Annotated in this window: 26 protein-coding genes; 8 read left to right on the top strand and 18 right to left on the bottom strand. The window is 64.2% G+C overall.

All coding sequences use genetic code 11. The features are described from left to right. Positions 1-57: 57 nt before the first annotated feature. The 8 genes from VEIS_RS26160 to VEIS_RS28690 all read right to left on the bottom strand — a co-directional run bounded on the left by VEIS_RS26160 (position 58) and on the right by VEIS_RS28690 (position 8,071). Positions 58-768, bottom strand: coding sequence for a hypothetical protein (locus tag VEIS_RS26160; protein ID WP_011810238.1), 711 nt, complete (start codon positions 766-768; stop codon positions 58-60). A 14-nt stretch (positions 769-782) separates the two neighbouring features. Further along, complete coding sequence (locus VEIS_RS26165; protein WP_157048493.1) at positions 783-1,436, bottom strand: hypothetical protein; 654 nt, start codon at positions 1,434-1,436, stop codon at positions 783-785. A 193-nt stretch (positions 1,437-1,629) separates the two neighbouring features. Further along, a complete protein-coding gene (locus tag VEIS_RS26170; RefSeq protein WP_083758615.1) occupies positions 1,630-2,349 on the bottom strand; it encodes a hypothetical protein in 720 nt (239 codons plus the stop codon). After that, complete coding sequence (locus VEIS_RS26175; RefSeq protein ID WP_083758616.1) at positions 2,346-3,026, bottom strand: hypothetical protein; 681 nt, start codon at positions 3,024-3,026, stop codon at positions 2,346-2,348. The genes VEIS_RS26170 and VEIS_RS26175 overlap by 4 nt, the downstream gene beginning before the upstream one ends. A gap of 194 nt (positions 3,027-3,220) precedes the next feature. Next, positions 3,221-3,931, bottom strand: coding sequence for a hypothetical protein (locus VEIS_RS26180; protein ID WP_011808245.1), 711 nt, complete (start codon positions 3,929-3,931; stop codon positions 3,221-3,223). A 14-nt stretch (positions 3,932-3,945) separates the two neighbouring features. Further along, the gene (locus VEIS_RS26185) at positions 3,946-4,599 is read right to left on the bottom strand and encodes a hypothetical protein (RefSeq protein ID WP_083758617.1); all 654 of its coding nucleotides are present in this window, start codon (positions 4,597-4,599) and stop codon (positions 3,946-3,948) included. Between the two features lie 14 nt (positions 4,600-4,613). Further along, on the bottom strand, positions 4,614-7,898 hold the full coding sequence (locus VEIS_RS12190) for a transglutaminase-like domain-containing protein (RefSeq protein WP_011810243.1): 3,285 nt from the start codon (positions 7,896-7,898) through the stop codon (positions 4,614-4,616). Further along, a complete protein-coding gene (locus VEIS_RS28690; protein WP_157048361.1) occupies positions 7,877-8,071 on the bottom strand; it encodes a hypothetical protein in 195 nt (64 codons plus the stop codon). The genes VEIS_RS12190 and VEIS_RS28690 overlap by 22 nt, the downstream gene beginning before the upstream one ends. A 17-nt stretch (positions 8,072-8,088) precedes the next feature. Here VEIS_RS28690 and VEIS_RS26190 point away from each other — a divergent pair, with 17 nt between their 5' ends. From VEIS_RS26190 to VEIS_RS12230, 8 genes are all read left to right on the top strand, one after another. Further along, positions 8,089-8,241, top strand: a complete 153-nt coding sequence (locus VEIS_RS26190) for a hypothetical protein (protein WP_157048362.1) — start codon at positions 8,089-8,091, stop codon at positions 8,239-8,241. A 688-nt stretch (positions 8,242-8,929) separates the two neighbouring features. Further along, positions 8,930-10,567: an IclR family transcriptional regulator gene (locus VEIS_RS31340; protein WP_321161054.1), complete on the top strand. Its 1,638-nt coding sequence runs from the start codon at positions 8,930-8,932 to the stop codon at positions 10,565-10,567. Between the two features lie 100 nt (positions 10,568-10,667). Next, positions 10,668-11,915, top strand: a complete 1,248-nt coding sequence (locus VEIS_RS12205; protein ID WP_011810245.1) for a CaiB/BaiF CoA transferase family protein — start codon at positions 10,668-10,670, stop codon at positions 11,913-11,915. Between the two features lie 23 nt (positions 11,916-11,938). Continuing rightward, entirely contained in the window at positions 11,939-13,105 is a 1,167-nt protein-coding gene (locus tag VEIS_RS12210; protein ID WP_011810246.1) for an acyl-CoA dehydrogenase family protein, read from the top strand. A gap of 33 nt (positions 13,106-13,138) precedes the next feature. Further along, positions 13,139-14,107, top strand: coding sequence for a tripartite tricarboxylate transporter substrate binding protein (locus VEIS_RS12215; RefSeq protein WP_011810247.1), 969 nt, complete (start codon positions 13,139-13,141; stop codon positions 14,105-14,107). Positions 14,108-14,133: 26 nt separating this feature from the next. Next, positions 14,134-15,105 (top strand): Bug family tripartite tricarboxylate transporter substrate binding protein, encoded by a 972-nt coding sequence (locus tag VEIS_RS12220; RefSeq protein ID WP_041950793.1) that lies wholly within the window; start codon positions 14,134-14,136, stop codon positions 15,103-15,105. A 4-nt stretch (positions 15,106-15,109) separates the two neighbouring features. Continuing rightward, positions 15,110-16,300, top strand: coding sequence for an acyl-CoA dehydrogenase family protein (locus VEIS_RS12225; RefSeq protein ID WP_011810249.1), 1,191 nt, complete (start codon positions 15,110-15,112; stop codon positions 16,298-16,300). Then, a complete protein-coding gene (locus tag VEIS_RS12230; RefSeq protein WP_011810250.1) occupies positions 16,297-17,277 on the top strand; it encodes a YhdH/YhfP family quinone oxidoreductase in 981 nt (326 codons plus the stop codon). The genes VEIS_RS12225 and VEIS_RS12230 overlap by 4 nt, the downstream gene beginning before the upstream one ends. 93 nt (positions 17,278-17,370) lie before the next feature. On the opposite strand, the gene VEIS_RS12235 is transcribed toward VEIS_RS12230, so the two are convergent. From VEIS_RS12235 to VEIS_RS12270, 10 genes are all read right to left on the bottom strand, one after another. Beyond that, positions 17,371-18,108 carry a sulfite exporter TauE/SafE family protein gene (locus VEIS_RS12235; RefSeq protein ID WP_011810251.1) on the bottom strand — a complete coding sequence of 246 codons (738 nt, stop codon included), beginning with the start codon at positions 18,106-18,108 and terminating at the stop codon, positions 17,371-17,373. Between the two features lie 12 nt (positions 18,109-18,120). Beyond that, entirely contained in the window at positions 18,121-18,468 is a 348-nt protein-coding gene (locus VEIS_RS28695; protein WP_157048494.1) for a hypothetical protein, read from the bottom strand. A 14-nt stretch (positions 18,469-18,482) separates the two neighbouring features. Further along, complete coding sequence (locus VEIS_RS12240; RefSeq protein WP_011810253.1) at positions 18,483-19,484, bottom strand: Bug family tripartite tricarboxylate transporter substrate binding protein; 1,002 nt, start codon at positions 19,482-19,484, stop codon at positions 18,483-18,485. Positions 19,485-19,551: 67 nt separating this feature from the next. Beyond that, a complete protein-coding gene (locus VEIS_RS12245; protein WP_011810254.1) occupies positions 19,552-20,439 on the bottom strand; it encodes a LysR family transcriptional regulator in 888 nt (295 codons plus the stop codon). Between the two features lie 50 nt (positions 20,440-20,489). Beyond that, positions 20,490-20,636, bottom strand: coding sequence for a hypothetical protein (locus VEIS_RS28700; RefSeq protein ID WP_011810255.1), 147 nt, complete (start codon positions 20,634-20,636; stop codon positions 20,490-20,492). A 14-nt stretch (positions 20,637-20,650) separates the two neighbouring features. Next, a complete protein-coding gene (locus VEIS_RS12250) occupies positions 20,651-21,334 on the bottom strand; it encodes a fumarate hydratase C-terminal domain-containing protein (RefSeq protein WP_041949994.1) in 684 nt (227 codons plus the stop codon). Beyond that, positions 21,328-22,263 (bottom strand): fumarate hydratase, encoded by a 936-nt coding sequence (locus VEIS_RS12255; RefSeq protein WP_041949995.1) that lies wholly within the window; start codon positions 22,261-22,263, stop codon positions 21,328-21,330. The genes VEIS_RS12250 and VEIS_RS12255 overlap by 7 nt, the downstream gene beginning before the upstream one ends. After that, entirely contained in the window at positions 22,263-24,026 is a 1,764-nt protein-coding gene (locus VEIS_RS12260; RefSeq protein WP_232287673.1) for an L-aspartate oxidase, read from the bottom strand. The genes VEIS_RS12255 and VEIS_RS12260 overlap by 1 nt, the downstream gene beginning before the upstream one ends. A gap of 8 nt (positions 24,027-24,034) precedes the next feature. Next, the gene (gene sdhC / locus VEIS_RS12265; RefSeq protein WP_011810259.1) at positions 24,035-24,385 is read right to left on the bottom strand and encodes a succinate dehydrogenase, cytochrome b556 subunit; all 351 of its coding nucleotides are present in this window, start codon (positions 24,383-24,385) and stop codon (positions 24,035-24,037) included. Beyond that, positions 24,382-24,717: a succinate dehydrogenase membrane anchor gene (locus VEIS_RS12270; RefSeq protein ID WP_011810260.1), complete on the bottom strand. Its 336-nt coding sequence runs from the start codon at positions 24,715-24,717 to the stop codon at positions 24,382-24,384. The genes sdhC and VEIS_RS12270 overlap by 4 nt, the downstream gene beginning before the upstream one ends. Position 24,718: the final 1 nt, after the last annotated feature.

The raw sequence follows: 24,718 nt of genomic DNA on the forward strand, positions 1-24,718 counted from the left end.
GTACCCAATCAGTCTGCAAGCGCCTGCCCCATATTCATCGCCTCATCGGCACGAATGTCAGCTTGAATCGCCAACACAGGCAGGGCAGCGGCAAGGCTCGACTCTTTCAAAACGAACTTCGTAGCTCAGTGGCCCGACGCCCCGGAGTCCGCCTTCGGTTTCCAGGACGACGTCTTCATCCGATGGAATGTTCGTGTCGGAATAGTCCAAAAGCAAGCGTGCCAAGCGGATCAAGGCTTTGGGGTGGCCACCGATACAGACCATATAGGGTTCGCGGAGATCCCGTCGCCCGTCCCACAAGCGCGGACAAGCAGTTTCTCCGGGCATGCCCGCAAGCGTGAAAACTGGCAGTTCGGTCTGCGGATCACAGGTTATGGACCAAGGAAACCATGGGTAGCGCTTGAGTCTGCGTTTTGGGGTATAGGTGAAGGACTTGGGCTGATCGATCGAAGGCCTCACGGTGGTTATCCGTATGCCCTTTGCGAAGCTGTTTCCGGGGTTTGGGTTCCATCTGTAGGACCATTTCTCTGCCAAATCTCCCGTGTCAATTGGAAGATAGACCTGATGCTGTGTCCCCATGGCGCAAGCCAGTAATGTGATCGCGAGGCGTTGGAGATCTTTTGCCTCGGAATAAATACGAATGCAACAGAAATTGTGGCTGTTACCGCGAACTTTGATGGCACAGTTCAAGCTACCGATCGAAGCAACCACTTGGTTGGCATCGGCCAAGGCCAGTTTTCTAAAGCTTATTCCCATCAGTTGATTCATTTCATCTGCTCCAATCAGTCTGCAATTCTTGTAAACCTGGCTTCGTAGCTGACTACACCGACGCCTCGAAAGCCGCCGCCGATTTCCAGATCGATTTGTTCCGGCGGAATGTCCGTGCTGGCATAGTCCAGAAGCAGTCGCGCCAAACGCATGAATGCCTTGGGATAACCATAGATACAGACGAGATGAGGTTTGCGAAGATCCATTCGACCGTCGAATATATGCAAAGATTCTCCGGGAATGTCATCCAGATCGAAACCTGGCAGTTCAGTCCAATGATCACATGTCAAAGACCATGGATACCAGGGGTAACGTTTGAGTTCACGTTTCGGGGTGTAGATGAAGGATTTCGGTTGATGGAATGGATTATATTCTGAAGGTCTTTCAGAGTCTATCTGTATACCTTTTGTTGGCCCTCCAGTGCCAATCGGAAGATAGGTTTCGCACTGCGTCCCGATGGCGCAGGCCAGCAACACGAGCGCGAGGCGTTGCAGGTTTTCTGCGTTGGAAGAAATGCATATGCGGGAGATTTCGTATTCACCCCCCGCCGATGCATAGCTGTGGCATCCGAATTGAATGGTGCAGTTCAAACTACCCAATGAATCCACCAGTTTGTTGGCATCGATCAAGGCCAGCTTTTTGAAGTTTACCCCCATTAGTTTATTCATTTCATGTTCTCCAATCAGTCTTTGAATGCCTGACCTGCAAGCGCCAGTGGTGCTTTCCTCCACATGCACGCCACTTTACCGCCTTTACACCCTGCGTTTGAACAATGACGTGGATTTATCACACCGCCGCCATCCGGTACCCAATCAGTCTGCACGCGCCTGCCTCATATTCATTGCATCCTCGGCACGAATGTCAGCTTGAATCGCCAGCACAGGCCGCGCAGCGACAAGGATCGACTCTTTCAAAGCGAGCTACGTAGCTGAGTGGCCCGGCGCCTCGGAGTCCACCGTCGGGTTCCAAGACGATGTCTATATCCGATGGAATGCTTGTGTCGGAATAGTCCAAAAGCAACCGTGCCAAGCGGATCAAGGCTTTGGGATGGCCGCCGATACAGGCGATATAGGGTTCGCGGAGATCCCGTCGCCCGTCCCACAAGCGCGGACAAGCAGTTTCTCCGGGCACGCCCGCGAGCGTGAATACTGGCAGTTCGGTCTGCGCATCACAGGTCAAAGACCACGGATACCAAGGATAGCGCTTGAGTTTGCGTTTGGGGGTATAGGTGAAGGACTTGGGCTGATCGATCGAAGGTCTTGCCGCGGTTATTCGTATGCCTTTTCCGAAGCTGGTTAAGGGTTTTGTGCTGCATCTCCGGGATTCGTTTTCTGTCAAAGATTCAGTGCTGATCGGAAGGTAGGTCTGATGCTGTGTCCCAATGGCGCAGGCCAGCAATGCGATCGCGATGCGCTGGAGGTCCTCCGTGCTGGAAGCAATGCAAATCCAATGGATGTCGAATGAGCCATACATGCCGCCTCCCATTTCAATGGTGCAGTTCAAACTGCCCATCGAATCAACCAGTTTGTTGGCATCGATCGATGCCAGTTTTTTAAAGTCTATCCCCATCAACTGATTCATTTCATGCACTCCAACCGGTCTGCAATTCTTGTAAACCTGACTTCGTAACTGAATGATTTAACACCTCGAAAGCCGCCGTCGACTTCCAGATCGATTTGTTCGGGCGGGATGTCCGTGTTGGCATAGTCCAGGAGTAGCCGCGCCAGACGGACCAACGCTTTTGGATAACCACTGACAACGATGACATGAGGTTTTGGGATATCTGCCAGGCCGCTCCACAGCATATTCGTATAGTATTCTCCTGGCGCGCAATCGAAGCCGAAGCATGGCAACTCAGTCCAATAATCACATGTCAAAGACCATGGATACCAGGGGTAGCGTTTGAGATCTCGTTTCGGGGTGTAGGTGAAGGACTTTGGTTGATGGAATGGATCAAATTCTAAAGGTCTTGCCGAGCCTATCTTTATGCCCTTTGTCGGACCCACGGCCGTAATCGGTAGATAGGTTTCACACTGCGTCCCGATGGCGCAGGCCAGCAACACGAGCGCGAGGCGTTGCAGGTCTTCTGCGTTGGATGCAATGCATATGCGGGAGATTTCATATTCACCCCCCGCCGATGCATAGCTGTGACACCCGATCTGAATGGAGCAGTTCAAACTACCGCCCAATGAATCCACCAGTTTATTGGCATCGACCGAAGCCAGTTTTCTGAGGTCTGCCCCCATTAGCTTATTCATTTCATGTCCTCCAATCAGTCTTTGAATGCCTGGCTTGCAAGCGCCAGTGGTGCTTTCCTCCGCATACACGCCACTTTTACCGCCTTTACACCCTGCGCCTGAACAATGGCGTGGATTTATCACACCACCGCCACCCGGTACCCAATCAGTCTGCAAGCGCCTGCTCCATATTCATCGCCCCATTGGCACGAATGTCAGCTTGAATCGCCAACACAGGCAGGGCAGCGGCAAGGCTCGACTCTTTCAAAACGAGCTTCGTAGCTCAGTGGCCCGACGCCCTGGAGTCCGCGTTCGGTTTCCAGGACGATGTCTTCATCCGATGGAATGTTCGCGTCGGAATAGTCCAAAAGCAAGCGTGCCAAGCGGATCAAGGCTTTGGGGTGGCCACCGATACAGACCATATAGGGTTCGCGGAGATCCCGTCGCCCGTCCCACAAGCGCGGACAAGCAGTTTCTCCGGGCATGCCCGCGAGCGTGAAAACTGGCAGTTCGGTCTGCGGATCACAGGTTTTGTACCAAGGAGACCATGGGTAGCGCTTGAGTCTGCTTTTGGGGGTATAGGTGAAGGACTTGGGCTGATCGATCGAAGGCCTCACGGCGGTTATCCGTATGCCCTTTGCGAAGCTGTTTCCGGGGTTTGGGTTCCATTTGTAGGACCATTTCTCTGCCAAATCTCCCGTGTCAATTGGAAGATAGACCTGATGCTGTGTCCCAATGGCGCAAGCCAGTAATGTGATCGCGATGCGTTGGAGATCTTCTGCCTCGGAATAAATACGAATGCAACAGAAATTGTGGCTGTTACCGCGAACTTTGATGGCACAGTTCAAGCTACCGATCGAAGCAACCACTTGGTTGGCATCGGCCAAGGCCAGTTTTCTAAAGCTTATCCCCATCAGTTGATTCATTTCATCTGCTCCAATCAGTCTGCAATTCTTGTAAACCTGGCTTCGTAGCTGGCTGAGCTGACGCCTCGAAAGCCGCCGCCGATTTCCAGATCGATTTGTTCCGGCGGAATGTCCGTGCTGGCATAGTCCAGAAGCAGTCGCGCCAGACGCATGAATGCCTTGGGATAACCATAGATACAGACGAGATGAGGTTTGCGAAGATCCATTCGACCGTCGAATATATGCAAAGATTCTCCGGGAATGTCATCCAGATCGAAGCCTGGCAGTTCAGTCCAATGATCACATGTCAAAGACCATGGATACCAGGGGTAACGTTTGAGTTTGCGTTTCGGGGTGTAGGTGAAGGATTTCGGTTGATGGAATGGATCATATTCTGAAGGTCTTTCAGAGTCTATCTGTATACCTTTTGTTGGCCCTCCAGTGCCAATCGGAAGATAGGCTTCGGACTGCGTCCCGATGGCGCAGGCCAGCAACACGAGCGCGAGGCGTTGCAGGTTTTCTGCGTTGGAAGAAATGCATATGCGGGAGATTTCATATTCACCCCCCGCCGATGCATAGCTGTGGCATCCGAATTGAATGGTGCAGTTCAAACTACCCAATGAATCCACCAGTTTGTTGGCATCGATCAAGGCCAGCTTTTTGAAGTTTACCCCCATTAGCTTATTCATTTCATGTCCTCCAATCAGTTTTTGAATGCCTGACCAGCCCACACTTCTGCATCGACGCGGATATCGTTGCTATGCTTTTTACGTCCCCTGGGGAAAGATTGGGATCCGAAATCAACGGCACACATACCTTCTGGAGGCATTTTCCTAATATATGCCTTCAGTTGCAAGAACCCATCCTCCCGCGCCTTCCACTGCCGACGTGTCAGTTTTTCCTCCAATTGCTCAACGAGCACCAAAGCTTGCTGCTTGGTAAGTGGTTCGGCCTGTCCCCATTTGGTACTTTCCTCCGCATGCACACCACTTCTACCGCCTTTACCCCCCTGGGCCTGAAACCTCCCCCTATGGCAATCCTTGCTGCCCTTGTCGCAAGGATTGGGTGCGGCATGCGCCGAGAACGTCAGGGATGATATTCCCAACATCACCATGACCGACACCAGCGCGGGGGTCGCTGGCGGCAAGGAAACGACGGTCACTGCCAGCAGCGCGGCGGCGATGGACAGCGCGATGCTCGTCAATATGCGCTGGGCTATCGATTCGGCCAGGGGTTGGACCGACTCCTCGCAAGTGACGAGCTCGCCGCCATTGCCCACGCCATCGATGATGTAAGCGCCGGCGCCGGTTTGCGGATCGGTGGCAATGAAACCCTGCCCGCTCCAGCGCATCAGTTGCACCGGGGCTTGCGGGGCCAGCACCTCCAGGCGGTTGGCCACAGCGCTGGCCACTTGCTGCTGCATGCTGGCCGACACCGTTGTCACCGCCAGGTATTGCTGCAAGTTGCCCGCGTGCAACTGCCACAGGGCAACGCCTTGATCGTTGGCCGCCGCGATGACGCTGACCGCAGAGGCCGCAGCCCCGGGGGCCAAGCCGAGCATCTCCTCGAAGATGCGCCCCTCCAAGAACGAGTTTCTGGCCCCCGTTTGCAGCAGATACTCGCGCGTGGCCGCCGGGTTGGCGACGCCCGTGACGGCCACGCTCATCCTGCGGATATCCACGGCGTAGCTGCGGTATTGCCCTGTCCTGGGAATGCCCCAGGAATACGTCACGCTCAGCGGGGAGGTGAACAGGCCGATCGATGGCAGGCGGTAGGCAATGACATTGCTGGCATTGGCCATGATGGCGCCGGCCTCATTGGCGCGCGACCAATAGCCCAGGCCGAACTGGTGCAGGTTCTCCAGCGCTGTGTCCGGCGCGACGGCGGCGGCCCGGTCGAGCGCATCCTGGCAACGGATGCCGGTGGCATCCACGCTGAAGGCAATGGCATCGCCCACGGCGTTCTCGAACTTGAAGTCCTCCTCGACGCTGCCAAAGTGCGGGCCTGTCAGCACATAGCTCCACCATTGGGGATCGCCCATGCGCTGCGGGCCGGACTCGGCAAGCACCCGATCGTCGAGTTTCAGCCGGGTCTTCTGGCGTATCAGATACAGCGGCAACGCCGTGGCGTTGGCCACGTACTGCCCGATCAGGGCCTGATCGGCGCTGCTGGCGGCGACCCCCTCGGCGGTAATGCGCCGCGAGCCGATGTCCGAGAACAGCACAGACTGCGACAGCAGCGGCGCGCCATCGGCTTTGTCATTGGCGCTGGCGTACAGCTTGAAAGTAATGGCCCAGCGCAGCGCATCGGGCACCACCGTGGTCTGCGGGCCTTGCAGCACGACGGCGTAGGGGGTGGCGCCGGCCAGGACATCGGGGGCCCAGGCGATGATGCGCTTGTGCCCGAACACATCAGCCAGGCTGGCGTTGGGCTTTTGCGCCTGGATGTAGGTCAGCGCCCTGTCCTGGTAGGCATCGAGTTGCGCCCGGATACCCGCGTGGTTCAGGCGCCGCACCCAGCCCTGGGCGGTGTCGATGGTGCTGTCATCGTGCCGGGCGGCGTTCAGCAGGGCCGAGGCGTCCTGCGGGACCTGGCTCCGGATGTCCAGACCGGAGGTGTAGCGGTACTGCTTGTAGCTGGCATCGAGCGGCACCCAGGCATTGAGATGGGCGTTGGGGTTGACATGCTGCAGATGAGCGTCCGGGGTGCGGATCGGGGGACTGGCCGCAGCGCCGCCTTGGCGATGGCCGCGGCCGGGCGACCAGTTGACATAGGCCTGCACCCAGACATGCTCCATGCGGATGCGCTCGATGGCGCCGCCCCGGGCCAGCCCGGTGGCAGCAATGCCGCCCTGGTGCAACAGGTTGAGCGCCGCCTGCGCGTTGGCGGTGCCGCCGACCCAGTTTTGCACCTTGTCGGCGGGCAGCTCGATGGTGCCGAACTGGTAGCGCGCCGGGATCTTGGCCGCCCTGAGCAACGCGATGTGCAGGCTGGCGATGTCAAAGGCGTTGCCCCTGAGGGTTTGCAGGGTGCTGTCGGCATTTTGCAAGGCCCCCCAGGTGGGCAGGAACTCGACCGTGTTGCGCACCCAGTTGTCGATGAGCACCGGGTTGTTGCCCAGTTGCGCGGCTTTGGCCTGGATGGCGCGGCTGAGGGTCACCTCCGCCGTGGGGGCCAGATCGGCCACATCGGGGGCGGTGCCGGGCGCCGGAGGGATGTCGAAGCGGATGCCGGCGATCGTGGTGCCGGCCTGGGCCAGCAGCACTTTCTGGTCGGCGTACAGGCTCTGGTGCCAGGCGGCTTGGCTGCTGGCCGGCTCAGCGGTGGTGGGCCGGGGCGTACCCCAGGGCAGTTCGCCGGGGTTGAGCGGGTTGCGGGCGCGGGCTGCCGGGTATTGCTCAAAGAACTGGCCGATGGCGCCGAGGTTCTGCTCGTCGGGTTGGGACTGCCAGGCGCGCAGGCGCTGGCGCAGGGTCTGGGCGCGGATGCGCAGTTGGGTTTCGGCCTGATCGTGGCGGGCCAGGATCTCGGGGCCGACTTGCTGCTCGATCAGGTCGGCGCGGCTGGCGTGGAATTCGGCCAGCGCCATGTCGGTGTCGGCGTCAATGGCTTGCACGAGCGCGCGCAGTTGCTGCTGTTCGCTGGCTTGCCCAGAGGCACTCTTGATGGCGAAGGCGCCGGTGCCCGGTGCAGCCACCGGCTTGGCGAGCGCGCGCACGAGGCTGTGGGCCAGGGCCAGGTTGCGCGCAATGCGTTCGCTGGCCGGGGCCGGCCTGCGCGTTCGGGCGGACTGGCCCGGCCCATCGCGCTGCTGCGGCGGGCGCAGGCGCTGTATCTGTGCCTGATCTGTCGGAGAAACGGGCACGGCCCCCTGCTGCGCCAAAGCGCTCAAAGGCAGCAAGGCATGGCACAAGAGGGTGCCGATCAACAGGCGCGCAATCGGGCGCAGCCAGGGGTGCCAGGGCGTCAGGGTGTTGTGCGAGTGCATGGGGGCGGGTCAATCCGGGGAAGCTGTCCGGCCGGGCGCCGCACCGGGCTGGTCTGGCCCGGGTCGGCGCTGTAGCCGCCGGCAACGCTGCGCTCGGCCCGGCCCGCGTTGGCAATCGAGCCGAGCAGCCTGTGCGAGGCAGCGGACGGCAGGGTGCTTGTCAGTGTCACCACGGCGGGGCTGCTGCCTAGTGTCGCGTCACCGATCATCTGTCGGTCCGCGCTGGCCATCGAAGCGCATCGCGGCGTTGCATCGCTTGCCAATACAGCTCGGTATTGGCTGCGCGATGCGCCTTGCGCTGCGCTCCGATGGCGGCGCGCAGCCTACGACATCTGACCGGTGACGCGACACTAGCAGGCGCAGCAGGGTTTTAGCGGTTTCGCAACGGGCTTGGGTTGGCGCCACCAGCGCCGAGGTGCGGCTGGGTTGGCCGTCGCTCAGGATTTGGCTTTGCAGCCATGCCAGGCCCGAGCCGATCGGGTCGGTGGCTCCCAGGGCGGCGCAGGGCAGTGACAGGACCGGTAGCAGCCGGGCGGTGATGATGGTGGTGGTGGCTTCGAGCCGGCCCAAGACCCTCGCGGCCAAAACGCGCAGGGCTGGCCAGGCTGTCTGCGCGGGTCTGCGCTGACCCGTCACTGGGGGCGCGTTGTGGTCGCTGGCAGGGCGGGCCTGTCGGCTTGGCGCACAGCATGATTCACAAACCGACCCATTCATGGTGTCTTGTTGGCTGGCCTTGGGCAATGTCTGCCGGGGGGATCGATGTGGCAGGAACGGTGGCAACTGCCTCGGGCCGGTGCAGTATATCCAAATGTGTCTTGTGGTATGAAATCATTACCAAAAATTGGGCGCGCGCCCGTGCAGCATCTCCGGTCAGGGGGTGTGCACGGTTTGGGATGCGGCAAGCAACGGCGGGGATGAACGGCGGGGATGAACGGCGGGGATGGTTTGCTCATCGCGGTCGCGGTGTCGTGCAGCCGCAGGCCAGGATTTTTCTGCTCCACCGATGCGGCGGGGTTTGCCATGGCAACGACATGGACCACACTTTGGGCCTGTCGCTGCCCATGTCTGCCGCCTGCCCGCCCCGCGATCCGCGTTTTGCCACTACCTTGGCCCATGGCCTGGCCCTGCTCGAGGCTTTCGATGCCACCCATGCGGGCCTGACCAACAAGGAACTGGCCGAGCGTTCCGGCCTCTCGAAGGCCACTGTCTCGCGGCTGAGCCTGACCTTGCAGGCGCATGGCCTGCTCGAGTGCGGGCCGGGCGAGCGCCGCCATCGTCTGGCCTCGGCTGCCCTGACCCTGGGCTATCCGCTGCTGGCCGGACTGGGTATCCGGCGCGAAGCGCGTTGGGGCATGAAGCAATTGGCGGATGAGTTGGGTGGCTCGGTTTCGCTGGGCCTGCGTGAGCGCGCCCGCATGATTTATGTGGAGACCAGCCGCAGCAGCAATCCGATGGCCTTTTGCCCCGATGTCGGCGCCGCGCTGCCGATGCTGCAAACCGCGATGGGTCGCGCCTGGCTGGCGGCGGCGCCCGAGGCCCTGCGGCGCGAGGTGCTGGCCTTGCTGCGCCGGCACTTGCCGGCCGCCTGGGCCCAATGGTGCGGCAGCGTCGGGCCGGCCATCGAACATCTGCAGCGCCACGGTTTTTGCGTCTCACATGCCGACTGGCAGTCGGATGTGTATGCGGTGGCCGTGCCGCTGAACGCGCCGGCCGATGCCGAGCCTCTGGTCATCAACTGCGGCGTGCCGATCCGCAGCCTGCGCCCCGGCGAGCTCCAGAGCCGGGTGGCGCCGCGGCTGATGGCCCTGGCGCGCCGCATCGAGGCCCATTGGCGCGCCGCAACGCAGCCGGCAATGCCGGTGGCGCTGCCACTGGAGGTGGCGCATGGCGCGGTGTCTGGCACGGTGTCCCATGCGCACACCCTGTCGCGCGGACTCGATTTGCTCCAATGCTTCCGCCCGGGCGAAGTGCAACTGGGCCATGCCGAGTTGACGCGCCGCCTGCGCCTGCCCGGCCCCATCGTGGTGCGGCTGACCCACACGCTCGGCGCGCTGGGCTACCTGCGCCGTGGCGCCGCAGGCAGCGGCTATCGGCTCGGCGCTGCAACGGTGGCGCTGGGTTATCCGCTGCTGGCCCATCTGCGTGCGCGGCAGTTGGCCAGGCCCGGGATGATGGCCTTGTCCGAACGGGTCGGCGGGGCGGTGTCGCTGGGCTTTCGGCACCGCAGCAGCATGGTCTATGTCGAGTCGGCCTGGCGTGGCGATGCCCGGCTGGTGCCGCCGGACATCGGCACGCCGCTGCCCATGCTCAGCAGTGCCATGGGCCGCGCCTGGCTGGCCCATGCCAGCGCGGCGCAGCGGTGCGCGGTGCTGAACCAACTGCGGGTGCAGGACCCGGCCAGCCACGCCCGTTATGCGCCGGACATCGAGCAGGCACGGCAAGACCTGGCCCGCAAAGCCTATTGCTCGACGCGCGGGGATGTCCGCAAGGATGTCTACGCCTTCGCCGTGCCCTTCTCGCGCCCGGTCGACGGCTTGCAACTGGTGATGAACTGTGGCGTGCTGGCTGCCCGGTTCAGCTTTGCCCAGGCCGAGCGCCAGGTGGCCCAGCCCCTGTGCGAACTGGTCAGACAGGTAGAGGCGGCCCTGGGCCTGCGCGCTGCGCAGTGAAGCCGCGCCGGTATCGGCGCGTTCAACATACTGAAACAACGGTGGCCGGCAAGGGCCAGCGCAGCACACACTGGCCGCAGCCCGATCACCTGCCGCCGCCATGCCCGCCACTTCAACGTCCGACACCGCGCCGCGCAGCGCTGCGCCGGATATGCGCAGCGGCCCGCTGGCCGGGGTGCGCATCCTGGACATGGCCACCGTGGTGGCCGCCCCCTTTGCCTGCACCCTGTGCGCCGACCTGGGGGCCGAGGTGGTCAAGCTGGAACTGCCCGACGGCAGCGATGCGCTGCGCACCCTGGCGCCGGTCAAGGGCCGGCATGCGCTGTACTGGAAGGTGACCAATCGCGGCAAGCGCGGCATCACGCTCGATGTGCGCAAGGCCGAGGGCCGCGCGCTGTTGCTGCGCCTGTTGCCGCAGTTCGATGTGCTGGTGGAGAACTTTCGCACCGGCACCCTGGAGCGCTGGGGCCTGGACCTGGCGACGCTGCAACGCGCCAACCCGCAGTTGACGGTGCTGCGCCTGACCGGCTTTGGCCAGACCGGGCCCTACGCCGCGCGCCCGGGCTTTGCCCGCATCTTCGAGGCGATGAGCGGCTTTGCCCACCTGACCGGCGAGGCCGACGGTCGCCCGCAGCATATGAACTACCCGCTGGGCGATATGGTGGCGGGCCTGTTCGGCGCCTTCTCCATTGCCGCCGCGGTGGCCGACCGGCGCGCGCACCCGCGCGAGTGCGGCCGCGAGATCGACCTGTCGGCCACCGAGGCCATGCTGCGCATGCTCGAACCGCTGGCGGCGGAGTTCGAGCAACTCGGCCAGGTGCGTTGCCGCGCCGGCAGCCGCGCCACCTACACCGCGCCGTCGAACATATACCGCACCAAGGACCAGTGCTGGATCACGCTGGTGGCCTCGTCCGAGCCGATTTTCCGGCGGCTGTGCCAGGCCATGGGCCGGCCCGCGCTGGCCAGCGATCCGCGCTTTGGCTCCAGCCAGCAGCGCATGCTGCATATCGATGCGCTCGACGGCGCCATCGAGCGCTGGTGCGCCACGCTGGCTTGCGCTGAACTGGCGCAGGTGCTCGAGCAGCACGAGGTGCCCTTTGGCAAGGTCTACGCCATCGATGACGTGCTCGCCGACCCGCATTTGCAGGCGCGCCAGGCCATCATCCGCCTGCCCGACCCGGACCTGGGCGAGTTGCCCGCGCCCTGCGCCGTGCCGCGCTTTTCCGGCTTTGCGCCGCAGATTCCGCGCAGCGGGCCGGCGCTGGGCGAGCACAACGAGCAGGTGTTCGGCGCGCTCGGTCTGGGCGCTGACGAGCTCGCCTGTCTGCGCTCGGCGCAGGTGATTTGATCGAAATCGAGGAGCCTTCCCCCATGATCCGCGATCCCGAGGCCTTCGGGCATTTCATAGATCAGTTGCGCGCCTTCGTGCGCAAGGAACTGGTGCCGCACGAAGCCGAGGTGGCGGCGCGCGACGAGGTGCCGCCCGAGATCGTGCAGCGCATGCGCGGGCAGGGCTTGTTCGGCTACTCGATCCCCGCCGCCTATGGCGGCGCCGGCATGACGACCGAGGAACTGATCCTGGCCGCGCTGGAGCTGTCGCAATGCGCGGTGGCGTTTCGCGCCCGCGTCGGCACCAACACCGGGATCGGCGCGGAAGCGCTGGTGGCCGACGGCACGCCGGCGCAAAAAGACAAGTACCTGCCGATGCTGGCCAGCGGCGCATGGACCAGCGCCTTCGCGCTGACCGAGCCCGAGGCCGGCTCGGACGCCTGCGCACTGCGCACGCGCGCGCTGCGCGACGCTGATCACTACCTGATCAGTGGCAGCAAATGCTTCATCACCAATGCGCCGATCGCGCAGCTCTTTACCGTGCTGGCGCGCACCGACCCGGCCCATCCGGGCGCGGGCGGCATCTCGGCCTTCCTGGTCGAGCGCGACACACCGGGCCTGGTGGTCGGCAAGCCGTATCAGAAGATGGGCCAGGCCGGCTCGCCAGTGGCGCCACTGTATTTCGACAACTGCCGCGTGCCCGCAGCGAACCTGATCGGCGGCCAGGAGGGCCGGGGCTTCAAGACCGCGATGAAGGTGCTGAACAAGCAGCGCATTCACCTGGCGGCCCTGTGCATCGGCCCGGCCATGCGCATGTTGCAGGAGGCGGTGCAGCACACCGCCGGGCGCCGCCAGTTCGGCCAGCCGGTGGGCAGCTTTCAGTTGGTGCAGGCCATGGTGGCCGACTGCCAGACCGAAATCCATGCCGCCCGCGCACTGGTGCTGGAGACAGCACGCCAGCGCGACCTGGGGCAGGACGTGGCGATGCAGGCGTCGATGTGCAAGTACTTCGCCTCCGAAATGTGCGCCCGCGTGGCCGACCGCTGCGTGCAGATGCTCGGTGGCTACGGCTTCATTGCCGACAACCCGGTCGAGCGCTTTTACCGCGACGTGCGCCTGTTTCGGCTGTACGAGGGCACCAGCCAGATCCACCAATTGAACATTGCCCGGCGCACCTATGCGCAGGCCGGCCATGAGTTCAGGGCATGAAGTGACAGTGACGACACACCGGACCCGACGAAGATGATGAAACCCGGCACCAAAATCCTCACTGCGCTGGCGTTGGCCGCGCTGCTGCCTGCGGCACTGGCCGGACAGGACTATCCCCGCCGGCCCGTGCGGCTCATCGTCCCCTACGCGGCCGGCGGCGGCGCCGACACGCTGGCCCGGATGCTGGGCCAGCGCCTGGGCGAGTTGCTGGAGCAGCCGGTGGTGGTGGAGAACAAGCCCGGCGGCGCCACCATCACCGGCACGCAGTTCGTCGTCAAGGCAGCGCCGGACGGCCACACCTTGCTGATCGGCACGGCCAACCTGGCGACCAACGCCGCGCTGTTTGGCCAGTTGCCCTACGACGCCTCGAGGGACTTGGCGCCGGTGTCGCTGCTGGTGCGCGTGCCGGTGTTTGCCTTTGCCCATGCCGGCGCGAACATCGCCAGCCTGAACGACCTGGTGGCGCAGTCCCACGGCACGCCAGGCGGCCTGAGCTACGCCACGGCAGGCAACGGCAGCGCGCCCCATCTGGCCGGCGAGCTGTTCCGGCTGGAGTCGAAAAGCCGCATCGCGCATATCCCCTACAACGGCAGTGCGCAGGCCGCCGCAGCCCTGGTGGGCGGGCAGGTGCCGCTGAGCTTCGACAACCTCTCCCCGCTGCTGGCGCATGTGAAAACCGGCGCCGTGGTGCCGCTGGCCATCGCCATGCCCGAGCGCTCCGGCATTGCCCCCGAGGTGCCCACCTTCAAGGAACTGGGGTATCCGATGCAAGCCTATTCCTGGTGGGGCGTGCTGGCGCCTGCCGGCACGCCGCCAGCCATCGTCGAACGGCTGAACCAGGAGATTCGCAAGGCGCTACAGATGCCGCAGATACGCGACAGGCTGCACGCGCAAGGCATGCAGGCGGTGGGCAGCAGCGCGGCCGAGTTCGCGGCACATATCCGCGCCGAAACCGACAAGTGGCGGCGCGTCGTCACGGACGCCCGCATCCAGACGCAATGAGCACCCCCGCCACCAAAGGCCACGCCATGCAGCGCAGAACAGTTCTTCTGGCCGCCGCCGTCGCCGCAGCCACCCACGACGGCGCGCACGCGCAGCAGCCCTGGCCGGGAAAGCCGATACGGCTGATCGTCGGCTATGCGCCCGGCGGCTCGGCGGACATCGCGGCGCGGCTGATCGCGGACAAATTGCGCGCCGAACTCGGGCAGCCGGTGGTGGTGGAGAACAAAACCGGCGCCGGCGGCAACATCGGCACCGAAGCGGTGGTGCGCGCCGCGCCGGACGGCCACACCCTTTTGCTGGCGGCGGCGGCGCAGATCGTCATCAATCCAAGCCTGTACAAGGGCATGTCCTTCGATCCGCTCAAGGAACTGGCGCCCGTCACCCGACTGCAGACCGAACACAACCTGATGGTGCTGGGCGCGCAGGTGCCGGCCAAGGATTTGCAGGCATTCATCGCCTATGCCAAGGCCCATCCCCAAGGCGTCACCTTTGCCTCGCCCGGCGCCGGCTCGCCGTCGCACCTGGCCGGCGCGCTGCTGAACCAGATGGCCGGCTTGACGATGCAGCATGTGCCCTACAAAGGCTCGGCCCTGGCGCTCAACGACCTGCTGGCCGGCCATGTGAGCATGAGCATCGACAACATGCCGGCCTTGCTGCCGCAGGTCAGGAGCGGCAGGCTGCGCGCCATTGCCGTGGCCAGCACCCGCCGCGCAGCGGCGGCGCCGGACATCCCGACCATGCAGGAAGCCGGCCTTGCGGGCTACGACGTGAGCGCCTGGAAGGGCCTGATGGCGCCAGCCGCCACGCCGGCGGCAATCATCGGGCGCCTGCATGCGGCCGCCGTCAAGGCGCTGGCCGACCCCGACATCCGCAGCCGCATGGTCGCCATGGGCGCCGAGCCGGTGGGCGACAGGCCCGAGCATTTCGGCCAGACGCTGCGCGCGGAGTCGGCGCGCTGGGCCGCGCTGGTGAAAAGCACCGGCGCCACGCTGGAATGAGCGCATGGATGCCGCCGCCGCAGCGAACATCTTCGGCCACAGCCCGGGCCTGCCCGCCTTGCGCGCGCGGGTGCGGCGCTTCGTCGACGAGCAACTGATCCCGCACGAAAGCGCGGCCCTGGCGCATGGCCTCGATCGGCTCGACGCGCTGGCCGGCAGCCTGCGCGCCAAGGCCCGGGCGGCCGGCGTCTACGCCCCGCAATTGCCGGCAGCGCTTGGCGGGCTGGCCCTGTCCTGGCGCGACTGCGCGGTGGTGCTGGAGGAACTGGGCCGCAGCTTCCTGGGCCCCATCGCCGCCCACTGCGCAGCGCCGGACCAGCCCAACATGATCTGCTTGCAGCAACTGGGCACACCGGCGCAGCAACAGCGCTACCTGAACCCGCTGGTGCAGGGCCGGTTGCGCTCGTGTTTTGCGATGACCGAGCCGGCGCCGGGGGCCGGCTCCGACCCCGCGATGCTGCAAACCTGCGCCCAGCGGCGCGGCGACCAATGGCTGCTCGACGGCAAAAAATGGTTCATCAGCGGCGCGGTGGATGCCGCCTTTGCCATCGTGCTGGCGCGCACCGGCTCGGGTGCCACCTTGTTCATCGTCGATGCCGACAACCCGGGCTACCGGCTGGTGCGCAATGTGCCGGGTATCGACAGCTTGCAGATCGGCGGCCACGGCGAAATCGCGCTCACCGGCTGCGCAGTGGGGCCTGATGCGGTGCTGGGCGAAGTCGGCCAGGGCTGGGTCTACGCGCAGGCCCGGCTGGAGCCGGCGCGCATTGCGCACTGCATGCGCTTCATCGGCCGCGCCGCGCGCGCCATGGAGATCGCGCAGGAATACGTCAAGACGCGCCAGTCTTTCGGCCAGCCGCTGGCCGCGCTGCAGCAGGTGCAGGCCATGGTGGCCGACGCGCATATCGACCTGCACGCCAGCCGGCTCATGACCTGGCATGTGGCGGCACTGATGGATGCCGGTCGACCGGTCAAGCAGGAATCTGCGCTGGCCAAGGTCTTTGTCTCCGAGGCCGTCAATCGCGTGGCCGACCGGGCGGCGCAGATGATGGGCGCGCTGGGCATGTCGCAAGACACGCCGGTGTCGCTGATCCTGCGCGAACTGCGGCCCTTTCGCATCTACGACGGTGCCAGCGAAGTGCACCGCAGCGCGCTGGCGCGGCGCATCCTGCAACCTGGAAAACCCCGGCCATGACCTCCTTCCAAGCCCTGCGCCTGCATGACGGCAAACCCGAACCTGCGCGCCGCATCGAAACCCTGCAACCCGGCGATCTGAGCCCCGGCAATGTGCTGATCGAAGTGGCCTACTCCAGCATCAACCACAAGGACGCGCTGGCCGCGCACGGGCGCAACGGCATCATCCGCCAGTTCCCGCGCATCGGCGGCATCGACCTGACGGGCTGCGTCGCCGCTTCGGATGACGCGCGCTTCACGCCCGGCGACGAGGTCATCGTGCACGGCTTTGGCATCGGCGTAGACCATGACGGCGGCCATGCGCAACGGGCCCGTGTCCCGGGCGACTGGGTGCTGCCCCTGCCCCGGGGCCTGACGCTGCTGGAGGCCGCAATACTGGGCGCGGCCGGCTACACCGCCGGCCTGGCGCTGCACTGGATGGAACACAACGGCTTGACCCCCGAGCGCGGCCCGGTGCTGGTGACGGGCGCCACCGGAGGGGTGGCCAGCATCGCCATCGACATGCTGGCCGGGCGCGGCTACCAGGTGACGGCGATGACCGGCAACAGCGATGCGCATGCTGCGTTGAAGGCCCTGGGCGCCAGCGAGGTGATCGGACGGATCGGCAGCCCGGCCAGCCCGAAGCCGCTGGAAAAAGCCCGCTGGGCCGGCGCCGTCGATTCGGTAGGCGGCCAGACCCTGGCCTGGCTGACCCGCACCATGCAGCCCGAAGGCATCATCAGCGCCTTTGGCAACATCGGCGGCGCCGAACTGGATCTGACCGTCTTGCCCTTCATCCTGCGCGGCATCCGCCTGATCGGCATCGATGCCAACAGCCCGATGCCGCTGCGGCGCCAAGTGTGGGACAAAATCGCGCGCGACTACCGGCCCACCCGACTGGAGCGCATCGGACACTGCATCACGCTGGCGCAATTGCCCGAGTACCTGGGCCGCATGTTGCAAGGCCAACTGCAGGGGCGCACGGTGATCCGGATGTGAAGCCCGCGCAAGCGCCTTGCGGCGCGGGCACAGGCACAGGCGTGCAGTGCAACCCGCCGGACATGGCCGCCCGCGCGCACCGGCTGGCGCTGCTTACAAAGACAGGCCGCGATAAATCGCGCCCAAGCCCCCTGCGGACAGCAGCGCCAGCAGCAGATTCCTGGCCATAGGGGGCGGCACCCGGCGCCTGAGCATGGAGCCGGCGAACAGCCCCAGCAGGCAAAACGGCAGGCAGCGCAGCGCTGTCGTGAACAACGGCTCTTGCAGCAGCCCGGTGACCGCAAAGGCCCCCGATCGGGCGATGGCACTCAGAAAAATGAGCGCCGCAATGGTGGCCCTGAAAGCCTCCAAGTCAGGTAATCGGCGCGCCAGATACATCGTATAGACAGGCCCGCCGGTGCCGAACAGGGCACTGAAAATACCGCCCGCCATACCGGCCGGGACGGACCATTGCCAGCCTATCGGCTGTGCTGCGGCCCGCCGCATGAAGAAACTCCGCGCGCTCATGGCCAGCACGAAAACGCCCAGCGCGATCAGCAGCCAGCCGGACTTGATCCGCGAAAGAATCGTCGCGCCGAGCAAGACCCCGACGAGCAAGGACGGCAGCAGCCTGAGCAGTTCGGCCAGAACCACATGGCGCCGGCTTTTGAGCGCAACCGACACGGTAGCCACGATATCCATCAGCAGGATCAACGGCACGGCAAATTCGAGCGGCAGGATGTGCACCAGAATCGGCACCGCCACCATCGCAGCGCCAAAGCCCGTCATGCCGAATACGGCATAGGCCAGGGTAATGGCAGACAGCAGGATGAAATGATCCGATGCGCTCATCAGCAGCCTATTTCATCTGCAAACCTGTGTTTTTGAACAGATTTTGGTGGATGTGAAAGCCGTGGCCCACCTATTTTCCGTTCCGCGCCCGCAGCGGCGTATGAGCGTCGGGCCTGGCTTGCTCGATGAACAGGGTGCCAATGGCGTCATTGGCACCGGCTGCTCCCAAAGGACGCTGGCCGATACCGACAGATTCCGTGCCGATCGATCGCCATCGCCGCCCGCGCTGAACGGGACGACGATGGTCATCGGCGTTGCCGGATAAGCGTCGGCGGCATGTGCCATCGGCACTATGGATGTCGGCAGGGCTGCGCTGACCGTGGCAACGGCCATTGCGGCGTCCATGGCATGGTTTTTCATGGCCTCGTCCGGCATTATTTGACATGAATGCCGCGCTTGGCGATCAGGGTTTTCCAATGCGCCTGTTCCCTGGCGATGTCTTGCGCCAGCGTTCCGGGTTCGGACAATACCGGCGTCATGCCCAGGTCCTGGAAATAGCGTTTCAGCCCTGGCTGATCCAATGCGCTGCGCAGGTCTTCATATATCCGGTGGCGCAGGGATTTGGCTGTTCCGGCCGGGGCCATCAGGCCGAACCAACTGATGAAATCGAATCCCGGTAATCCGGCTTCGGCAGCGGTCGGTATGTTCGGCAGCAAAACCGAGCGTTCATGGCTGGTGACGGCCAATGCGCGCAGGCGATCGCCCTTGAGCAACGGCACCATGGTGTTGATATTGGCGACGGCGACTTCGCAAATTCCGGCCATCAGGTCGCTGTAGGCCGGGCCTTCGCCTTTGTACGGTACATGAATCATCTCGATGCCGGCGGCATCGGCAAAAGATTCGCCCGCCATATGCACCTGGCTGCCATTGCCGGCGGACGCGAAATGCAATACCCCCGGATGGTTTTTGGCCCAGGCAATCAATTCCTTCAGGCTCTTGACCGGGAGTGCCGCATTCACGGTAATCACCATCGGCCCGCTGGCCACTTTGGTGATCATCTCGAAGCTGTCTATCGAATAAGGGAGTTTTTGATAGATGAAGGGGTTGACCGTGAACATGCTGCCCGAGGCGAGCAGCAGCGTATGGCCATCCGGGGGCGACTTGGCGGCCGCCTCTGCTCCCAGCGCGCCCCCGGCGCCGGGGCGGTTGTCGACGATCACCGATTGTTTCCAGCGTTTTCCCAATTCCAGTGCCAGCGCCCGGCCCAATGAATCGGTCGCGCCTCCCGCTGAAAATGGAATGATGATTTTCACGGGTTTGTCCGGCCATTCGAGCGCCTGCGCGGCGCATGGAATGCCCATCAGGGACGCCATGGACAGGCAGGTGACCCCAAGGCAGCGCCGGCGCGTGATGGCAGTATCGTTGACGTGGCTCATGCGGTCTCCAGTCTTTCGTTGCCATCGTTGCTAACGTTGCCATCGGTTGGTGCGAGACGCAGGGCGCTCAGTGCTCGAATGGCGCGGCGGTTTGGGCCACTGCACGCAATGCATCGATGAGCATTTGCGACAGATGGGCACGCGGGTGGTTGCGCGGCTGCAGTACTCCCAGCCGGCGAATCAATTGCGGCTTGCCGAATGGCACGGTCTTGATGCTTTTCGGAAAATCATTGGCCACCCGCCGCGCCGGGACGATGGACGAGCCGAGGCCGTTTGCCACCATTGCGACAACGCCTTCGAGGGTGTCGATCTCCATCACCGATCGAACCACGATGGCGCGCCGGGTGATTTCCTGCTGTATCTGACTGCCGACCCGCGCCGCGCGATTGAAACGCACATAGGGCGTGCCTTCGAGGATTTTCTTGTCGGTCGTTTCCCTGGTCGTTTCATGCGTGATCACCATCAGCGCTTCGTCGATGAACGGGAAGAATTCCAGGTCTTCCCGCAGGTCTTCGGGCCGGGTCACGATGGCGGCATCGAGGTGCCGATGAAAAACGGCTTTCTCCAGTTCATGGGTCAGTCCGGTGGTGACGTGAAAATCAATGCGCTGGCCTTTTTCCTGCATCTGTTTGAGTGCCAGTGGCAATATGCCTGACACACAGGTGTGCACCGCGCCGAGTTTCAACAAACCGCCCGAGGCGTCTTTTTTCAGCGCCTCGCTCATGCTTTCCCAATGGGCGATCAATTCGCGTGCGCGCTGCGTCAGTGTGATGCCGGACTCGGTCAGTACCGGTGGACGGCGGCTGCGGTCGAAAATGGTCGTTCCCAATTCTTCTTCGAGCGCCCGCATTTGTATGCTGACGGCCGACAATGAGAGGCCGAGTGCATTGCCGGCCTCGGCAAAGCTGCCGCGATCGGCCACTGCAATCAGCGTGTAGAGGGTTTTGACGTCCATGGTTTGATCTGCCTTCAGGAAAAAAAGCAGATTATCCCGGCCGCCCCGGTTCACATGCCGGGCAGGCGCTGCGCATTGCCGCCCACGATCCTGGCGCGGTGGGCGCGGTGGGCGCGGCTGATCGGCAAGCGCTCGAACCATGGCGTGCAGTCCTTGACCGGGCAGAACGGCAACGAACTGGCGTAGACGATGGCCATGGCGGTTTCCTGCTTCAGATGACTTCGTTTTTGCGGTCGTCGCTGTCGCCATGGCGATGCAAGGCCGGCGGCCCGAGGCCGGCGTAGAGCTTGTCGATACCGGCGTTGATGGCTTGGCCATGCTGCGCGAACAGCGAGTTGCCCTGCAGGTCGCTCTCGACGATGAAGGGGCCGAAGTGCTGCACCTCAAAGAGCCACAGCGCCTGCGCAATGCCCAAGTCGTCCAGCCAGTGCACGGCGCGAACCTTCCGGATGCCCCGGCCAAGCAGTGCGCCGGTGCCATAGCCGACGGTGGTCAGGTAGATTGCGCCGCCGGGCGCCAGCACCTTGCGGTAGTCCTCGGCGGGCATGCCGCCCTTGCCGATCAGGATGCGGCACTTGGTCTTTTCGAGCCACTCGGGCATCCATTTGGAAAAACGGAAACTGGCCGTTGCCGTGACCGCGCCGACCTTGTAGCCCCCATGCCCGTCGGGCGCTGCGGCCGGCGAGCAGTGGAAGTTCACGTTGCCGAGCGCGGCCAGGTCGACAGGCAGTGCGCTGTGCTGGTCGAGCACCTTTTTGTACACCCCTTCGCGCGCGGTGTAGACAAGCCCGTTCAGGTACACGGCCGCGCCGAGTTCCAGCAGCGCGAGGTCTGCCGTCGTGGCCGGAAGTTGCAGATGAAATACCTTCATCGCGTCGGACGGGTGGCTCACCATGCGATGCTCTCGCGGCGGTGGTAAGGCGTGAACCACTGCGGGTCCGCGCGGTAGGCAATGCTGCCGTCGGGATGGATGCGGGCCGTGGCGCGCCTGGACGACAGACAGAAGCTGTGCATGCTGATCGGCATGCCGCCGGTGTGCGTATGGCCGACTTCGATGTGGCAGTCGACCACCATCGACGAGCCGACGAAGCCCATCGCGCCCATGCCGATGGCGTTGCCCAGCGTTTTGAGTTCGCGCTCCAAATCGGCGATTTTCGGGTCGGGATTGCGGTCGCCGACCACGCGCAGGCAGGCGGCCTGCTTGCCCAGTTGCATGCAACTGTCCTTGGAGCCGCCCAGGCCGATGCCGATGATGGCGGGCTGGCAGGCCAGTCCGCGCTTGCCGAAGGCGATCAGCGTGTCGAGCACGAAGCGTTTGATGCCGGCGATGCCATCGCCCGGGAACAGCATGCGGTAGTCGGTGCCGAACAGGCCGCCCTTGTGCACCGTGGTGATGTCGATCCAGTCGGCCTCGGGCTCGAACGACCATTCGACTTCGGGCGCGTTGATGCCGACGTTGTTGCCGTTATCGGTGCGCCACAGCGGGTGCACGCGATTGGGCCGCAGCGGCACCAGTTGCGTGGCATCGGCCGTGGCCTGGCGCAGCGCCTGCTCCAGCGCCACGAAGCCGGACTCGACCGAGGCTTCGTTGCCGGCCTTGACGTAGTAGCGCGGCAGCCCGGTGTCGGCACACATCGGCCGCCGGTCTTCACTGGCCGCCTGCCAGTTTTCGAGCATGGTGTGGATCACGAACCGGGACAGCTTTCCGGTCTCGGACTTTTGCAGTTCCTCGATGCCTGTCTTGTAGTCCACCGGAATGTCGATCGCGGCCCGGCGCATGATTTCGAGCGCGGCCTGTTGCACTTGTCGAATCGGTATCTTCATCACGGCCGCCCTTGCGCTGCGGTGTTGCCGGCTTGCCCGGCTGCGCCGCCAAGCAGTGAATGGCCCGGCCGGACGATGTCGAACGACACCGGAACCATTTCCAGTTCGAGCTTGTCGCCTTGCCCGGCAACGCGCGTGTAGCAACTGCTGTGCAACGCGCCGGCCTCGGGAAAATCTTCGCGGAAATGCGCGCCACGGCTGTTCTCGCGGGCCAGCGCGCAGACGGTGATGACCTTGGAGATATCGAGCAGACTTTCGAGGTCGAGCCAGTCGTGCCAACTGACGTTGTAGCGCCGGTCGTTGCCGCTCACGCCCAGCGCCGACAGCGCCCGGCGATGCCCGGCCAGGTGTTCGAGGCCGTTTTCCAGCGCCGCCTGGTGGCGCAGCACGCCCACCTCGTCCCACATGGTTTGCGCCAGCGCGCTGCGCAGCCTGTGGATGGAATCCGGTGGCCGGGAGAACGGATATTCGGCGCGCTCCACGCCCTGCGCGATCATGTGCCGGTCCAGGTCGCGCCACGCCGGGTTGCGCTGCACATAGGCGGCCATCGAGTCGCCGGCAATGGCACCGAAAACGGTGGAGTTGGCGACCCCGTTGCCGCCGAGGCGGTTGGCGCCATGCACCCCGCCGCAGTCTTCGCCGGCGGCGAACAGGCCCGGCGCAGCGGTCGAGCAGTCGACGTCGAATTCGACCCCGCCCATCAGGTAATGCGCGGTCGGCACCACCTCGACGCGACCGCCGGCAAGATCGAAGCCGCAGTCCAGGCAGCGATGGACCATGCCCGGGAAGGTCTTGGCAACCTTTTCGGGGCCGAGGTGGCTCATCTGCAGGTAGACCCCGCCCATGGGGCTGGTTCGACCGGCGCGCATTTCCGCGTAGATGCTGCGGCTGACCACATCGCGGGTCGCGCGTTCGCCCCGGGCGTCGTAGCGGGCCATGAAGCGCTCGCCGCTGCCATCGAGCAGGTAGCCGCCGGCGCCGCGCAAGCCCTCTTCGAGCACCGTTCCGGTCATGCGCGTGTCCGGGCCGCCGAGCAGGCCCGTGGGATGGAACTGCACCATCTCCATGTCGCGCAGGCGCAGGCCGTAGCGCAGCGCCATCGCCAGGCCATCGCAGGTCTTGTCGCCCGAGGGTGTGTGATAGCGGTACATCGTCGGGCCGGCGCCGGTGGCCAGCAATACGGCCTTGGCCTGCACCACGCGGTAGCGGCCTGTGCGCATGTCGATGAACAGCACGCCGGCAATGCCCGAGCCGTCGCTGGCCGGAATCAGTTCGATCGCGCGGTGTTCCTCGAACTCCTGGACATCGAGCGCGCGCACCTGCTCCATCAGCCGGTTGATGATCTCGATGCCGGTCAGGTCCGCCTTGTGCACGGTGCGGTCGAAGCTCTGGCCGGCGAAGGCTTTTTGGTGCAGCGTGCCGTCGGGGTTGCGGTCGAAGAAGCAGCCGATCTCGTTTTCCAGTTCGCGCACGCGCTCGATCGCGCCTTCGACCAGCCGCCAGGCCAGGTCCTGGCGCGGCAGCCATTTGCCGCCCTCGATGGTGTCCATGAAGTGGCGCTCGACCGAGTCGCCGGCCGACAGCGCCACGTTGTAGCCCCCTTGGACCATGCGGGTGCAGCCGCATTTGCCCAGCAGCCCTTTGACCGCGACGCTCACGCGCAACCCGGGGCTGGCCTTTTTGGCATGCAGCGCCGCGAACAGACCGGCGCCACCGGTGCCAAGGATCAGGATATCGGTCTGGCACATATCGGTGCTGCACATTGGCCTGTTCATCGCATCACCCTGACGGCCAACACCACACCGACCACGGCAGAGAGCACCGCGCCCCAGGTGATCCATGACAGCCGCGCATCGCGGCTGCTGCTCCAGGGCAGCAACTCCAGCGCCAGCAGGCGCAGGCCAAAGCACATGTGGACCGACAGCAAAATGACCAGGCCCCATTCGCCGAACTTGACGGCGCCCAGCTCCGCGAACTTCAGAAATTGCTCCAGGCGCCGGCTTTCCTCCAATGCCAGACCCAGGACATAAAGGTGGGCCGGCAGGAACAGCCCCAGCGCCAGGCCCGAGATGCGATGCCCGAGAAAGGCCCAATAGGCCCGGTGGTTGCGCGGCGACCTCATGCTGCCAGCCCTCCCAGCGCGACCACGGCGCGCAAACCCATGAACAGCAGCGCCAGCGCGAAGACCAGGCACAGCACGCTGGCTGCGCGGCGACCCAGATGCGTCCACTCGATCAGGATGCAGCGCAGACCGATGGGCACATGGATGCTCAGGCTCAGCACGAACAGCGTGTAAAAAGCGATCCAGCCCCAACTGCCCCGGGTGCGCGCCAGGATGTCCTGGGCCGTGAGATCGGCGCGCGCTGCGTACAAAATCAGACCCAGATGCACCAGCACGAAAGGCGCCATGGCCATGGCGCTGAGCCTTTGCAGCGCGAAAAGACCTTGCTCCATC

The organism is Verminephrobacter eiseniae EF01-2 (assembly GCF_000015565.1).
In the GTDB taxonomy this organism is placed as follows: Bacteria; Pseudomonadota; Gammaproteobacteria; order Burkholderiales; family Burkholderiaceae_C; genus Acidovorax; species Acidovorax eiseniae.